General features: G+C 62.4%; 13 protein-coding genes. 7 read left to right on the top strand and 6 right to left on the bottom strand.

Going from position 1 to position 14,136, the window contains the following annotated elements; translation table 11 throughout:
- The first annotated feature begins 164 nt into the window (after positions 1 to 164).
- Positions 165 to 878, top strand: a complete 714-nt coding sequence (locus ACZ9IU_RS21595; protein WP_038546955.1) for a hypothetical protein — start codon at positions 165 to 167, stop codon at positions 876 to 878.
- 6 nt (positions 879 to 884) lie between these two features.
- Here ACZ9IU_RS21595 and ACZ9IU_RS21590 read toward each other — a convergent pair whose 3' ends face one another.
- From ACZ9IU_RS21590 to ACZ9IU_RS21570, 5 genes are all read right to left on the bottom strand, one after another.
- Positions 885 to 2,060: an alpha-hydroxy acid oxidase gene (locus ACZ9IU_RS21590; RefSeq protein ID WP_038546952.1), complete on the bottom strand. Its 1,176-nt coding sequence runs from the start codon at positions 2,058 to 2,060 to the stop codon at positions 885 to 887.
- A complete protein-coding gene (locus ACZ9IU_RS21585) occupies positions 2,060 to 3,937 on the bottom strand; it encodes a dipeptide ABC transporter ATP-binding protein (protein ID WP_038546950.1) in 1,878 nt (625 codons plus the stop codon). The genes ACZ9IU_RS21590 and ACZ9IU_RS21585 overlap by 1 nt, the downstream gene beginning before the upstream one ends.
- A gap of 1 nt (position 3,938) precedes the next feature.
- On the bottom strand, positions 3,939 to 4,796 hold the full coding sequence (locus ACZ9IU_RS21580) for an ABC transporter permease (protein WP_038546947.1): 858 nt from the start codon (positions 4,794 to 4,796) through the stop codon (positions 3,939 to 3,941).
- Position 4,797: 1 nt separating this feature from the next.
- On the bottom strand, positions 4,798 to 5,814 hold the full coding sequence (locus ACZ9IU_RS21575; RefSeq protein ID WP_038549829.1) for an ABC transporter permease: 1,017 nt from the start codon (positions 5,812 to 5,814) through the stop codon (positions 4,798 to 4,800).
- Between the two features lie 76 nt (positions 5,815 to 5,890).
- A complete protein-coding gene (locus ACZ9IU_RS21570) occupies positions 5,891 to 7,426 on the bottom strand; it encodes an ABC transporter substrate-binding protein (RefSeq protein ID WP_038546946.1) in 1,536 nt (511 codons plus the stop codon).
- Between the two features lie 403 nt (positions 7,427 to 7,829).
- Here ACZ9IU_RS21570 and ACZ9IU_RS21565 point away from each other — a divergent pair, with 403 nt between their 5' ends.
- The 6 genes from ACZ9IU_RS21565 (at position 7,830) to ACZ9IU_RS21540 (ending at position 13,586) form a co-directional block, all read left to right on the top strand.
- Positions 7,830 to 8,258, top strand: coding sequence for a hypothetical protein (locus ACZ9IU_RS21565; RefSeq protein ID WP_038546944.1), 429 nt, complete (start codon positions 7,830 to 7,832; stop codon positions 8,256 to 8,258).
- 10 nt (positions 8,259 to 8,268) lie between these two features.
- Positions 8,269 to 9,882 carry an AMP-binding protein gene (locus tag ACZ9IU_RS21560; RefSeq protein ID WP_038546942.1) on the top strand — a complete coding sequence of 538 codons (1,614 nt, stop codon included), beginning with the start codon at positions 8,269 to 8,271 and terminating at the stop codon, positions 9,880 to 9,882.
- Positions 9,883 to 9,953: 71 nt separating this feature from the next.
- Positions 9,954 to 10,379 (top strand): organic hydroperoxide resistance protein, encoded by a 426-nt coding sequence (locus ACZ9IU_RS21555; RefSeq protein WP_038546940.1) that lies wholly within the window; start codon positions 9,954 to 9,956, stop codon positions 10,377 to 10,379.
- Positions 10,379 to 11,554: a thiolase family protein gene (locus tag ACZ9IU_RS21550; protein ID WP_038546938.1), complete on the top strand. Its 1,176-nt coding sequence runs from the start codon at positions 10,379 to 10,381 to the stop codon at positions 11,552 to 11,554. The genes ACZ9IU_RS21555 and ACZ9IU_RS21550 overlap by 1 nt, the downstream gene beginning before the upstream one ends.
- Entirely contained in the window at positions 11,554 to 12,798 is a 1,245-nt protein-coding gene (locus ACZ9IU_RS21545) for an SDR family NAD(P)-dependent oxidoreductase (RefSeq protein ID WP_038546935.1), read from the top strand. The genes ACZ9IU_RS21550 and ACZ9IU_RS21545 overlap by 1 nt, the downstream gene beginning before the upstream one ends.
- On the top strand, positions 12,795 to 13,586 hold the full coding sequence (locus tag ACZ9IU_RS21540; RefSeq protein WP_038546932.1) for a cyclase family protein: 792 nt from the start codon (positions 12,795 to 12,797) through the stop codon (positions 13,584 to 13,586). The genes ACZ9IU_RS21545 and ACZ9IU_RS21540 overlap by 4 nt, the downstream gene beginning before the upstream one ends.
- Here ACZ9IU_RS21540 and ACZ9IU_RS21535 read toward each other — a convergent pair.
- Complete coding sequence (locus ACZ9IU_RS21535) at positions 13,565 to 14,107, bottom strand: winged helix DNA-binding protein (RefSeq protein ID WP_051899885.1); 543 nt, start codon at positions 14,105 to 14,107, stop codon at positions 13,565 to 13,567. The genes ACZ9IU_RS21540 and ACZ9IU_RS21535 overlap by 22 nt on opposite strands.
- Between the last annotated feature and the right edge of the window lie 29 nt (positions 14,108 to 14,136).

Genomic DNA, 14,136 nt, shown 5'->3' with positions numbered 1-14,136 from the left:
AAATCATGTCCGGACCGGTTGTCCGGGTGGCCGAATAGTGGCTCAAAATAGTTTAGGTTTAAACTTGTTTTTTCTTTCCGACGGTTCGATAGTGAGCCACGACCGGGGAACAGAGGCCGCCGGCAATTGTTGCGGTCCCTTTAAGAGAAGCAGGAAGCCGAGCCATGCGTTTTGCCTATTTCGCCTTTTTCGAGAATGTCGACGGAAGCCAGCTCGCCGTGAGCAAGGCGGATGTCGAGACCGCCTCCGAGATCATCAAGCTGACACCCGGGCTGACCACGGCCAACCTCTACACGCCTGAGGTCACCAAGGACATGTACAACAAGGACGAGCAGTCTCCTATCTTCGGCATGCAGCTCTATTTCAACGAGTTGACCGACCTGGAAGACGCGATGGCGCCGACCGGCCACCTGCATCAGCTTGTGGCTTCGGGCGTGCTGTCGAGCATTCGCGGCGCCAAGGGCACTCAGCAGGCCATGTATGCGCGACACTTTCCGGTCGACGATGCCAGGCTTGATGTAGAAAAGAACGGCAATCCCTGTTCCTACGTGGTCCATTATACCGGCCCGGCCGAGGACCTGAACGTCTGGATGCACCACTATGTCAGCCATCACCCGCAGGTGATGCGCACCTTTCCGGGGATCCGCAAGATCGAGGTCCTTTCACGGGTCGACTGGTGCGGGTTTCTGCCCTGGGAGCGGGTCAACCACATGCAGCGCAACCGGGTGATGTTCGACAACCCTGTCGCACTTCAGGCAGCGCTGCAGTCGCCGGCCCGCATTGCCATGCGCGAGGACTTCAAGACCTTCCCGCCCTTCGAAGGCGGCAATTCGCACTTCCCGATGGAGACGCAGATCATCGTCCCTGACGGACGGTGAGGCCGCTCAGAACTTTATATGGTCGCGGTCGAGATCCGCGACCGAACGGCAGCCGAGAAGCGCCATGGTGCGGCGGATTTCCTCTTCGAGGATGGTGATGGCGCGGGCCGCGCCAGCCTCACCGCCGGCTGCGAGGCCATAAAGCGCTGCGCGGCCGGTCATCACCGCATCGGCACCGAGCGCCAAAGCCTTGACGATGTCCGTGCCGCGGCGAAAACCGCTGTCGGCAAGGATGGTGATCCTGCCTTTCAGCTTGCCCGCGATCTTCGGCAGAATGGTAATCGGCGATGGCGCACCGTCAAGCTGACGACCACCGTGATTGCTGATAACGATGCCATCGGCTCCCGCGTCGGCGGCCAGTTCGGCATCGCGCAGCGTCATGACGCCTTTGACGATCAGCGGCTTTTTCCAGATTTTCCGCAGGCGGCGGATATGGGTCCAATGAAGGTCCGGCTCCACCTGCTCGCGCGACCAGATGGCCGTGCGAGCGAAGGTCTGCTGGTCGGCCGGCAGAAAATCGAGCAGATTGCCGAAGGGCGGAATGCCGCGTGCCATGACCGACAACGCCCAGCGCGGATGACAGAGGATATCCAGCTTGTGGCGGAAGGTCGGGTCCATGCCGGAACGGTAGTTGCGGCGGTCCCATTCGCGGTTGCCGAAGGTCGCAGCATCGGTCGTCACCATCAGCGCCCGGCAGCCGGCTTTTTCGGCGCGCCCGACCAGTTCGTCCATGAAGGCCTGCGAGCGGAAGACATAGAGCTGCATCCAGTGGGAGAGGTCGGGGACGCCGGAAAGCTCCTCGATCCGCATGTTGGAGACTGTGCTCTGGGTGAAGGTCACGCCCGCCTTGGCGGCGGCTTCGCTAAGCAGCCGATCTCCCTGATATTGGAACAGGCCATTGAAGCCGGTCGGCGCGATGATGATGGGCAGCCGCATCTTGCGGCCGAAGATTGTCGTCGAGAGATCGGGTATACCGACGCCGGTCAGCGTCGAGGGCCGAAATTCGATTTCCGAAAAGGCTTCGCGGTTGCGGCGAAGCGTCCATTCGTCCTCGGCGCCGCCCTCGAGATATTCGGTGACGAAGGCCGGCAGGCGGCGTCGCGCCATGGCCTGCAGATCGGCGATGGTGACGGCGCGGCCGACATCCCGGCCGCTGTAATATCTGCGTCCGGCGAACGCCATCACTCGACCTGATAGCCGGCTTCCGCAAGCACCGGCGACCATTCCGCATTGACGTCGTCCGGCGGCACGGCGGCGAGCAGGCTGCGGGTATAGGCGTGCTGCGGATTGGCAAACACGGTTTCCGTCCGGCCACTTTCCACCACCTCGCCGCGATACATGACCATCACCCGATCGCAGAGATAACGAACGACGGACAGGTCGTGGCTGATGAACAGCATCGAGAAGCCGTGTTCGTCACGCAGTTTCAGCAGGAGGTCGAGAAGCTGGGCCTGAACCGAGACGTCGAGGCCCGAAACGATCTCGTCGGCGACAAGGATGCGCGGTAGCGTGCAAAGCGCGCGGGCGATATTGACGCGCTGCTTCTGGCCGCCCGAAAGTTGCGAGGGAAAACGCATCGCCGCATCCGGCGGCAGGCCGATTTCCTTCAACAATTCGGCGGCACGGTCCATGCGCTCGCGGGTGCTGTTGTGCAATCCGCTCGCCTCGTTCGCCTGGGTGACGATGCTGCCGATCCGCCGGCGCGGGTTGAGTGCCGATTGCGGGTCCTGGAAGACCATCTGGATGTATTCGCGGCGATAGGCCCGGTCGGCATTGCCATTGGCGGTGATGTCGCGGCCGGCCAGCGTGATCTTGCCGCCGGTCGGCGTATCGAGGCCGACGACGAGGCGGGCGAGCGAGCTCTTGCCGCTGCCGCTTTCGCCGACGATGCCGACGAACTCACCCTCGCCGAGCGAAAAATCGACGCTGTTGACCGCCTTGAAGGCGCTTCGCTTGGCGAACGGGCTCCAGGCGGTCGTATAGGCCTTGGTGAGCTTCTCGCCGTTGAGATGAATCTTGGTTGAAGCGATCTCGCGGCCGGGCGCCAGCGGCGGCGGGACGATATCCGGTGTTTTTTCGGTGCGGATGCAGGCGGCGATATGATTCGGGCCGATATCGGCCAGCGGCGGTTCGGCCCGGGTGCAGGCCTCGATCGCGTTCGGACAGCGCGAGGCGAAACGGCAGCCCTTCAGCTCCTTCAGCACCCGCAGGCCCGGCATCCGCTCGGGCAGGATGAAGAGGCCGCGGCGCGGGCCGGTGATGGTCGGATTGGCGAGCTGCAGGCAACGGGTATAGGGGTGAGCCGGCGCCGAGAACAGCTGCTTGGCGGGACCGCGTTCGGCCGGGCGGCCGGCATAAAGCACCATGATCTCGTCGCTGATCTGCGAGGCGAGGCGCAGGTCGTGAGTGATGAAGATCACCGCCGTACCGTCGCGCTTCTGCATTTCGGCGATCAGCTTGACGATCCGGGCCTGGATGGTGACATCCAGCGCGGTGGTCGGTTCATCGGCGATCAGCAGCCGCGGGCGGCTGGCAAAGGCCATGGCGATCAGGATGCGCTGGCACATGCCTCCGGAAAGCTGATGCTGGTATTTTTCGAGCAGCGCCGCGCCATGCGGCAGATGTACGGACTCAAACTCCTTCAACGCCCGCTCGCGCCAGTTTTCACCGGGGGCAAGGCCGATCCGCAGAAGGTGTTCCTTGATCTGCTGGCCGACCGTCAGCACTGGGTTGAGGCCAGAAAGCGGCTCCTGCGGGATGAAGGCGATGTCGCGGCCGAGCAGGCTCCGGCGGCGTTCCGCCGCCATCGACACCAGGTCCTCGCCGTCGAAGGCGAGCGTGCCCTTGGTGACCGCAAAGCCGTTCGGCAGGTATTGCGAGATGGTGCGGCCGATCATCGACTTGCCGGCACCGGATTCGCCGACCAGGCCGAGGATCTTGCCGGGCTCCAGCGAGAAGTTAAGGTCGGTCAGGACCGGGAAGCTTTCCTTGGCTCCTACCGATTCGACGCAAAGGTTTTGCGCCGAGAGAATGGGATTTTTGGGCGAGGGAATGGCCATGTCAGGTGCGCTCCGTCTGGGTCAGGCGCGTATCGAGGGTGCGGCGCAGGCCATCTCCGAGGATATTGAAACCGAAGACCGCGAAGAAGATCGCGAAGATCGGGGCGATCAGGTTAAACGGCGCCTCGTAGATGTTCTGGCGCGCATCGGCGATCATCTGGCCCCAGGCGGCGGTTTCCGAGCCGACGCTCATGCCGACGAAGGAGAGGATCGCCTCGACGATGATGGCGACGCCCATTTCGAGGCTCATCAGGGTAATCAGCAGCGGCAGTGTGCCGGGCAAGATTTCGCGAGTGATGGTGCGCCAGTGCGAGAAACCGACGAGTTGGGCGGCCGAAACGTAGTCGCGCCGGCGAAGCACGATCACTTCGCTTCGAAGCACGCGGCAGAAGCGCGTCCAGTCGACCAGGACGATGGCGAGCACGACGTTGCGCAGCCCTGTTCCGAGGCCAACCATGAGGATGAGCGACAGGATGACCGGCGGGAAGGAGAGCCAGATCTCAACGATGCGGCCGATCACCCAATCGACCCAGCCGCCGAAATAACCGGCGACATGGGCGAAGAAGGCGCCGATGATCATCGCGCCGATCGAGGCTGTAAACGCCACGGTGAGCGCGACGCGGGCGCCAAAAATCAGGCGGGAGAGGACGCAGCGGCCGAGGCTGTCGGTGCCGAGCGGAAACATCGCATCACCGCCATCGACCCACACGGGTGGCGTGAGGATCGAGAGGAGGTTCTGCTCATTCGGATCGTTCGGCGCCAGATAAGGCGCAAAGATCGCGCAGACGGCCAGGATGAAAATGATGACGAGGCCTGTCTGGACGCGGCCGGATCTCAGCCAGAGCGGAAGCGGTCGCATATCAACGCACCCTCAGTTTCGGGTTGAGGATCAGATAGAGGCTGTCGACCACGATGCTGATCACCAGAACTGCGATGCAATAGGTGAGGCCCGCACCCTGGATGATCGGCAGGTCGGCGTTGCGGATCGCGTCGACCATCAGGTTGCCCATGCCCGGATAGGAATAGATGATCTCGACCAGCAGCGTGCCGCCGAACAGGAAGCCGAACTGCACGCCCATCAGGCTCAGGGTCGGGAGGATGGCGTTCTTGAGGCCGTGGCGGATCAGGATGCGCTTTTCGGAAAGCCCGCGAAGCCGGGCCTGCTGGATATAGTCGTCCTGATAGGCATCGAGCAGGCTGGAGCGCAGCACGCGCATCAGGGATGGCGACAGCGCGATGCCGAGCGCCAGGCAAGGCAGGATCATGTGTTCCAGCGCGTTGAAGAAGGTCGAGAGCTTTCCGGTGATCAGGCTGTCGAGCAGCAGGAAGCCGGTGACGACCGGGCGCTCGAAGCCGGGGCTGAGGCGGCCGGTGAAGGGCAGGACCTCGAAAAAGACGCCGAATATGAGGAGCAGGAACAGGCTCCAGAGGAATTCCGGAAGCGAGAGCAACAGGATCGAAATGAAATCCATCACCGCTTCGGCGCGGGTGCCGCGCACGTAAAACAGAAAAAGGCCGCCCGCGAGGCCGAAGACGGTGGCGACCACCATGGCAATGAGAGCCAGTTCGACGGTGGCGGGCAGTGTCGAGCCGATCAGGCTTGTCACATTCTGGCGGAAATGGATGGAGCGGCCGATATCGCCGTGGAAGAGCTTGTTCAGCCAGATGCCATACTGCTGATAGAGCGGCAGATTGAGTCCCATTTCGGTGCGCATGGCCTCCACTTCCTGAACCGTCGCATTGGGTGGCAGGGACATGGCGGCGGGATCAACCGGCAGGATGCGCAGGATGCAGAAGAGAAGCGCAGAAACAAGCAGCAGGATCGGTATCGCGGTGAGGACACGCTTTACCAAGAGCTTGGCAATGGTCGCAAACATGCGCATGCCCCGTATGACGATGTGAAGGAATGGGTCCGGGCGTACCCGGACCCCAGGATGGCGAGGTCAGTCGGTATCAGGACCAGGACATGGTGCTGCCCAGAACCCAGGCATTGCCATATTTGACGTAGTTCAGGCTCTTCTTGCGCACCAGCGTCTGGACGCTCTGCAGGATCGGGATATTGGCCCCGGTCTCGACAGCTTCCTGCGCGACGGCCTTATAGCCGGCAATGCGCTTCTCGTAGACCGGCTCGACAAAGAGCTTGAGGATCTTGTCGCCGATCTCCGGACCCTTCCAGGCGCCGAACGGCATTTTCGGGTTCATCAGATAACCGGAGAAGATCTCCGGGTCGCCGGTGGCGTTGTCGAAGCTGTAGAGGGTCGCTTCCGGCAGCTGTCCGCCGCGGTTCAGTTCGAAATATTTGGAATATTCGATCTGCTGCAGTTCGACCTTCAGGCCGACCTTCTGCCACATCTGTACCAGCGCCCGGGCAATATCGAAATCGCTCGGGAACTGGCCGTTGGTGGCTGCAAGCGTAAAGGTTGCCGGCTTGTCCGCCGTGTAACCCGCATCGGCCAGAAGCTTTTTCGACAGTTCCGGATCGTAGGCGAACTTGTAGTCGGGCAGGTAGCCCGGCGTCCCGGGCGTGGCCGGGACGGAGAGCGGCACGGCCGCGCCGCCGTAAAAGGCCTTGGAGAGCGCTGCCTTGTCGATCGCGTGATGGGCTGCAAGGCGGACGGCCATGTCCGTAAACCCCTTGTCGTTGCGCATCTGGAGGAGGATCAGACGGGTGAAGGGGTTGATCTCGGCGGTCAGGCCCTCGGTCTTGCCGAGGCGCTCGGCTTCACGGACCGGAATGTTGACGGTGAGGTCCACCTGGCCGGACTGGATGGCTGCGGTACGGGCCGACGGATCCTTGATGATGTCAATCGTGACGCGCTTGATCTTCGGCTTGGTGCCGAAATAGTCGTCGTTGCGCTCCAGCACGATGCGCGAATTCATCTGGTAGTCGACCAGCTTGTAGGGGCCGGTGCCGACCGGCTTCTTTGCAAATTCTTCCGGGCCGACGGATTCGATATACTTCTTCGGCACGAGATAGCTGCCGAGAAAAGCCAGCCACTGCGGCGCGGTCGGGGTCGGGGCGGAGAACTTCATCACGCCCGATGTCGGCGACAGGATCTCGATGTCGGTGAGGGTGCGCCAGGAATTGGCGATATCGAGCTTGAGGCCGGATTTGATGCGATCGACGAAGGTGTATTTGAAGTCCTCCATCGTCATCGGATCGCCGTTGTGGAACTTCACGCCGCTGCGGATCTCGAAGGGCATCGAAAGACCGTCCGGCTTCAGTTCCCATTTGGTGATGAGATTGCCGATGAGCTTCAGGTCCGGTGACTGGTCGAGCGGCTGGTCGAAAACCATCTTGAAGAGCGGCTGTGCATCCGGGACGAAGCGAAGGTTCGGGTCCCAGGACGGCACGTCGGACGGCCAGCCGATGGTGACGTTATCGGTATCTGCAGCGAAGGCGATTGTGGCCTGCGAAAGCACGGAGCCGCTGACCGCGGCAAGGCCGAGCATCTGCAGGAGATTTCTGCGGTCGATTTCAAAAGTCATGACGATCCCTCTGGTTCTGCCCGTCGATCGCGACCGACGGACCTGCGGCGGTTAGTGAAACGCAAGCCTGCAATCCTGCCAGGGGCTTCTGTTGATTTTCGATGCCGCTTTTTGCGGTCGTCCCCTTAACAATTGAGGGGATCGTAGAACGAGGTATAAATTACTTCAAGCCTAAAATTTCTTATCGTCGGAAATTGAGAACTCCGTCGACTTCTGCGTGTGGAGGGCCGGAAATGCCGGGCTTTTGGCGGCCTTCAGGTTGAGACCCCAGCGAGGATGGTCACCAAGGGAGCAAACTCAAATCCGGCCTCGTAAAAAGTCGTTGACGTCCTTTCCAATTATTTTATGCTTAAAATGTCTTTTAGACGAATGACGCCTCAACGCGACTGAAAGAGGGACGCTCATGATCGATCCGCATTGTCATTCCAGCAGCATCATGGTGGAACGCCCCGCGGCGGTCGCCTTCGAACTGATGTCGGACGGGCTGAAACAGGGCCAGTGGGCATGGGGCAGCCTCAATCGCACGGAGGTGGAGCCAGGCCTCTTCTGCGGCACCTCGACCTTTTCTGGAAAACAGACGTTCGTGCGGCTCAATGTCGATCGCTCCCGCTTCCAGGTGGATTACGAGGTCGGTGCGGCCAAGGACGCCATGCAGTTCCGCAACATGTCTCGCGTCATCCCGGGCGAACTGCTGCGCATGGGGCCGGACAAGTGCGTGGTGACGTTGCTGACCTGGCGGCTGGAGACGCAGACGGATGCGGAATGGATCCAGTTCGGCACGATCCACGAGGCCGAGATGTTCCTGATCAAGGGCATTCTGGAACGGGCATAAGGACAGAGCCATGCATTCTCCCTACCTCCTATTCGAGAACCAGGCGCTGAAAAACCCCGATGCGCCGATGCTGATCGCGCCGGCCAGCGCCAAACTGCCTTATGCGCCCGAGGGCTTTCGCCATAGCTATGGTGAGGTTTTTACCCGCGTCAGCCTGCTCAAGCAGAAGTTCGCGGCGGCAGGATATGGGATCGGGGCTCGCGTCGCCCTTCTCCTCGAAAACCGTCCGGAATTCTTCGATTACTGGCTGGCGTTGAACGCCATCGGCGCCTCGATCGTGCCGATCAATCCCGACCTGCGCCGCGACGAGCTGCTCTTCCAGCTCGACCTGGCGGAGGCTCCGTTGATGGTGGTCATCCGTGAGCGACTGGATGATCTGCGGGACATCTCGCCCGGCAAGGTGACGGTGATCGTTGCCGGCGACGACATTCCGCCTTCGGCTGAAACACGCGAGGCACGACCCGGCGACCCGGATGCCGAATGCGCGCTGCTGTTCACCTCCGGCAGCACCGGCAAGCCGAAGGGCTGCATCCTTTCGAACATCTATTTCATCGGCATCGCCGAATGGTACACGATGCAGGGCGGCATCGCCGAAATGGGCGAGGGAACCGAAGTGGCGCTGACGCCGCTGCCGATGTTCCATATGAATGCGCTCGGCTGCACGGCGGTCGGCATGATCATGAGGGGCGGCGCGATCGTGCCGCTCGACCGGTTCCATTCGAGCAGCTGGTGGGCGTCCATCGCCGATTCGGGCGCGACGATCATCCATTGTCTCGGCGTGATCCCGGCGATCCTGCTGCAGCTTCCGGCCGTGGAAGCAGAGCGGGCGCACAAGGTGAAATTCGCGCTGGGGCCGGGCGTCGATGCCCGTCACAAGATCGAATTCGAGAAGCGCTACGGCATCCCGATCGTCGAAGCCTGGGCGATGACCGAAACCGGCGGCCGGGCCGTAACCACCACCGCGGCGGACGACTATACGCCAGGCCTGCGCTGCATCGGCCGGCCGCGTGTGGGCATGGATTCCCGCATCGTCGACGATGCGGGAAAAGATGCGGAAATCGGCAAGCCCGGGGAACTGCTGGTGCGTGCCAAAGGCGCGAACCCGCGCGACGGTTTCTTCAGCGGCTATTTGAAGGACGAGAAGGCGACCGAGGAGGCCTGGGAAGGCGGCTGGTTCCATACCGGCGACGTCGTTTATGCCGACGAGAAGGGGCTTCTCTATTTCTTCGATCGCAAGAAGAGCATCGTGCGGCGCAGTGGCGAGAACATCGCCGTGCTGGAAGTGGAAGCGGCCCTTGCCAAGGATCCGGCCGTCAAGGCATCTGCGGTGACGCCAGTGCCGGACGACTTGCGCGGCGAGGAGGTTTTTGCCTTCATCGTCGAGAGCGAAACCGCCGGAGCGGGCGAGCCGGCCGAGAAGGCGAAGCGGATGATCGAGGCCGCCGGCGCCCATATCGCCTATCACAAACTTCCCGGCTACGTGGTCTTCGTCGACAGGCTGCCGGTGAGTTCGACCCAGAAGCTGCAGCGCGGCGAGATCAAGACGATGGCGGCGAAGGCGGTCGAGGACGGTTCGGCGATCGACCTCAGGAAGCTGAAGGCATCGATCCGCAAGGCGGGATGAACTCCCTTACGGTTCCTCGTCAGTTCTGATATAGCATAAATCACAGCTTAAATCACGATATGGAGGCACGCATGACCCCGGAAAAGATCCTCTATGAGACGTCCGTTACCGCGCATGGTGGCCGGGAAGGAAAAGCGCAGAGCGCTGATGGCAGTTTCGCGGTCAATCTTTCGGTGCCGAAAGGGCTCGGTGGCCCTGGAGGCGAGGGAACCAATCCGGAGCAGCTTTTCGCCGCCGGTTATGCGGCCTGCTTCCTTGGTGCGGTGAAGCTCGTGGCGCGAACGAGCAAGATCGCGTTGCCGGATGACGTTTCAATCACCGCCAAGGTCGGTATCGGCCCGGTGCCGGTCGGTTACGCGCTGGCGGTGGAACTGGTGGCATCCTTGCCCGGCATAGAGCGCTCGGTCGCGGAAGAGATCGTCGCCGGTGCGCATCAACGCTGCCCCTATTCCAACGCGACGCGCGGCAATGTCGACGTCAAACTGACGGTGGCCTGATGGTCGTTTCCCGCGCGCGGCAGTCTTATGACGGCGTGGTTCTGGCGGTGCCGGTGACGGTACCCTACCAGCGCTATTCCATCGAGACCGCGCATTGGTGGATGGGAAAGGCGCTCAGGGCGCTCGCGGAAGGTGCCGGCATCAGCCACCGGGATTTCGATGGTTTTTCGGTCGCGAGCTTTACGATGGGGCCGGATGTCGCAGTCGGTCTCACCCAGCATTTCGGGCTGTCGCCGCGCTGGCTCGATCATTTGCCGATGGGCGGCGCCGCCGGCATCGCCTCGATCCGCCGCGCGGCGCGGGCGGTGCAGGCGGGTGATGCGGATATCGTCGCCTGCGTGGCGGCCGACACCAATCAGGTCGATACGTTCCGCAAGACACTCGCCAACTTCTCCCGCTTTGCGCAGGATGCTTCCTATCCCTATGGCGCGGGTGGCCCCAATGCGAGTTTCGCGTTGATCGCACGCCACTACATGGATCGCTACGGTGCAACTCGGGAAGACTTCGGCAAGCTTTGCGTCGCGCAGCGCGACAATGCGCTCAGAAACCCGGATGCGCTGATGAAGAAGCCGCTGACGCTCGAGCAATACATGTCGGCCCGGCCGATCGCCGAGCCGTTCCACCTTTTCGATTGCGTGATGCCTTGCGCCGGTGCGGAGGCCTTTCTGGTGATGCGCGAAGAGACGGCGGTGTCGCTCGGGCTTCCCTTCGTCCGACTGCTGTCGGCGATCGAGCGGCACAACGCGTTTGCCGAGGATCCGGTGCAGGTGCGCGGCGGCTGGGTGGTCGATCGCGACGAACTTTATGGCATGGCGGGTTCGAAGCCGGACGACATGGATTTCGTCCAGACCTATGACGACTACGCAGTGATCTCGATGATGCAGTTCGAGGACCTGGGTTTCTGCGCCAAAGGCGAGGGGCCGGATTTCGTGCGCCAGCACACATTCACGATCGATGGATCCTTTCCGCACAACACGTCCGGCGGCCAGCTTTCGGTCGGCCAGGCGGGGGCCGCGGGCGGGCATCTCGGGCTTACCGAAGCGATGCGCCAGCTTTTGGGGACAGCACAAGGCAGGCAGGTCGGGGACGCGAAACTCGGGCTGGTTTCGGGTTTCGGCATGATCAACTACGACCGCGGGCTCGCCTCTGCGGGCGCCATTCTGGCGAGGGCGTGATGACCGAACCCTTCCTCAAACCGAAGCGAAAGAACCCGCTCGACCGCACCACTCAACCGCTGCTGCCGCCTCAAGCACGCAGCCGCAAGGCGCACGGGCTGACGCTTGCTGCCGCGACCGGCCGTTTCATGCTGCAATGCTGCGGCGAATGCGGACGCTACACCTATCCGGCGCGCGAAGCCTGCCCGAACTGCCTTTCGTCCGACCTGACGTTCAATGACGCGCCGGCCGGCGGCTCGCTGCTGTCGGAAACCCGGATCGAGGTCACCAGCGATCCTTATTTTCGCGAGCACATGCCATGGCGCACCGGGCTGGTTCAGCTCGATTGCGGGCCGATTGTTATCGTGCATCTGCATGGTAGTTGCGGCGGACCTGGTAGCCGGCTCAAGCTGTCCTTGCAGCTGGACCGGGCAGGACAGGCCGTGTTCTTCGCCAAACCCGTTTCGGAGACGCCGCACATGGAAAACGATCCTCAATGGCGTGAGATGACCGCCGATCCAAAGCACCGTCGGGTCTTGATCACCGATGGGCGCAGCCCGCTTGCATTGCCGCTGGCGCAGGCTCTCGGGAAAGCGGGAGCGGCCAAGATCTTTGTCGGCGTGGCCGATCGCTGGAAACCTTTCGACCAGCAGACGTCGCTGGAGGCGATCGAAGGTGTCGAAGTCGTCAATCTCGACCTGACCAGCGAACGTTCGGTGCAGGAGTTGTCGATGGATATCGGTGCGAAGGTGGAGATCCTGCTCAACACGGCCGATCACGTGCGGCCGGCGCACCTCTTCCATGCGGGCGCGGTCAATATAGCGCGCGAGGCGATGGATCATACCGTGATGGGATTGATGCGTCTTGCCCAGGCTTTTGGGCCGGTGATGCGCTCGCGCGGCGCCGACGGTGCGGCCGGGGCCGTTGCCTGGGTTAATGTGCTCTCGGTTCATGGGCTCAGCAATGCGCCGCAGTTCGGCGTCCATTCCGCCGCGCATGCCGCGTGCCTGTCGCTGTCGCAATGGCTGCGTACCGAGCTCAGGCCCGGCGGTATCCGGGTCGTCAATGCATTCACTGGGCCGCTCGATACGGAATGGTTCCAGGCGGTGCCGCCGCCGAAGGTGGCGCCAAAGGCCTTGGCTGATGCGGTTCTCGACGGATTGAAGCGCGGTCTGGAAGATATTTACGTCGGTGACGTCGCCAAGGATATCGAGGCGCGGCTGTTCGACAATCCGAAAGCCGTCGAGCGGGAGGCCGGCCAATGAGCGGCGATATTCTGGGAAAATTCGCGGGGGCATTGGCGAGCGGTGCGGTCCGCGTCGTCGACCTTACCCATACCCTGTCTCCGGATTTTCCGGTCATCGTCATGCCGCCGGAACTGGGGCAATCCGCGCCGTTCCGGATGGAGCGGATTTCGCGCTACGATGGCGGCGGGCCGGCCTGGTATTGGAACAACCTCTCTTTCGGCGAACACACCGGCACGCATTTCGATGCGCCGGTCCATTGGTATACGGGCCGAGACCTGCCGCTCAATTCCGTCGATACGCTGCCGCCGGCCGATATGATCGCGCCGGCCTGCGTGATCGATTGTTCTGTCGACGCGGCCAAGGACGCGGATTTCCTGCTGACCGTTTCGGACGTCATGAAGTGGGAAGAGCAATATGGCCGCATCCCGGCGCGCTCGTGGGCTCTGCTCAGAACCGATTGGTCGAAGAAGTCAGGCGCCGCCTATGCCAATCTCATGGCCGATGGCGCCCATACGCCTGGGCCGGATGCCGAGGTGATGCGCTGGCTGGTGGCGGAGCGGGATATCATCGGCTTCGGGACGGAAACGATCGGCACGGATGCGGGTCAGGCCGGGCATTTCTCGCCGCCCTATCCGGCGCATCATTACCTGCATGGCGCTGGCCGCTACGGGTTGCAATGCCTCGCCAATCTCGACCAGCTTCCGCCCATGGGTGCGATGATCGTTGCAGCACCGCTCAAAATCCAGAACGGTTCGGGCAGCCCGCTGCGCGTGCTGGCGCTGGTTCAGGAACGCTCGACGGGATGAGAGCCGCTCGCCACCCGCCGGGCGGCAGTGTCGTAGAAGCTCGTGAGCAGTTCCAGCATTTCCGTCGCCTCGCCGAGCCCCTGTTCCGCACGTTCCATCTTCTGGATCAGCGACACGAGAAGCTGCCGCCGCAGAGCCCGGTAATCCTGGGTGAGCTTGGTGCCCTTGCGGGTCGGCGTGTAGAGCGTGTCCTTGCGGGAGCGGCCTTTGACGCGTTCGATGAGCTGCAGGGTCTGGAGCTTCTTGATCGCATACTGAATGTTGGCGGTGTCGTCGCGGCCGAGCAGCCGAGAGATCTCGCCAAGCCCTTTCGGCTTGTTACGGTAACGGATCGTGTGCAGGATAGCGGTATCGAGACCGCTCAGGCCGGAGCCGGCAAGTTCGCTCGAGCATTCCGACTGCCAGCGCAGGAAGGCGGCGGAAATCCGCCACAGCGACCATTCGAATTCGGTGAGGGCGGCTTCCGACATTTCGAGGGCCGTATCGCTCAGCGGGTTTTCGGGCGTGGCAGGCGATATCATCTGGCTCTCCGGGTTGTAATTGCGTCGCG

The sequence above is a fragment of the Mesorhizobium sp. USDA 4132 genome (assembly GCF_056279545.1).
The sequence above is the reverse complement of the archived record's forward strand: the minus strand, read 5'-3'. Positions and strand labels throughout refer to the sequence as shown.

Bases quoted from the DNA above. Each gene is read 5' to 3' on its own strand.
- ACZ9IU_RS21535 (WP_051899885.1), bottom strand. From the start codon at position 14,107: ATGATATCGCCTGCCACGCCCGAAAACCCGCTGAGCGATACGGCCCTC.
- ACZ9IU_RS21590 (WP_038546952.1), bottom strand. From the start codon at position 2,060: ATGGCGTTCGCCGGACGCAGATATTACAGCGGCCGGGATGTCGGCCGC.
- ACZ9IU_RS21570 (WP_038546946.1), bottom strand. From the start codon at position 7,426: ATGACTTTTGAAATCGACCGCAGAAATCTCCTGCAGATGCTCGGCCTT.
- ACZ9IU_RS21580 (WP_038546947.1), bottom strand. From the start codon at position 4,796: ATGCGACCGCTTCCGCTCTGGCTGAGATCCGGCCGCGTCCAGACAGGC.
- ACZ9IU_RS21540 (WP_038546932.1), top strand. From the start codon at position 12,795: ATGAGCGGCGATATTCTGGGAAAATTCGCGGGGGCATTGGCGAGCGGT.
- ACZ9IU_RS21565 (WP_038546944.1), top strand. From the start codon at position 7,830: ATGATCGATCCGCATTGTCATTCCAGCAGCATCATGGTGGAACGCCCC.
- ACZ9IU_RS21575 (WP_038549829.1), bottom strand. From the start codon at position 5,814: ATGTTTGCGACCATTGCCAAGCTCTTGGTAAAGCGTGTCCTCACCGCG.
- ACZ9IU_RS21555 (WP_038546940.1), top strand. From the start codon at position 9,954: ATGACCCCGGAAAAGATCCTCTATGAGACGTCCGTTACCGCGCATGGT.
- ACZ9IU_RS21560 (WP_038546942.1), top strand. From the start codon at position 8,269: ATGCATTCTCCCTACCTCCTATTCGAGAACCAGGCGCTGAAAAACCCC.
- ACZ9IU_RS21545 (WP_038546935.1), top strand. From the start codon at position 11,554: ATGACCGAACCCTTCCTCAAACCGAAGCGAAAGAACCCGCTCGACCGC.
- ACZ9IU_RS21550 (WP_038546938.1), top strand. From the start codon at position 10,379: ATGGTCGTTTCCCGCGCGCGGCAGTCTTATGACGGCGTGGTTCTGGCG.
- ACZ9IU_RS21595 (WP_038546955.1), top strand. From the start codon at position 165: ATGCGTTTTGCCTATTTCGCCTTTTTCGAGAATGTCGACGGAAGCCAG.
- ACZ9IU_RS21585 (WP_038546950.1), bottom strand. From the start codon at position 3,937: ATGGCCATTCCCTCGCCCAAAAATCCCATTCTCTCGGCGCAAAACCTT.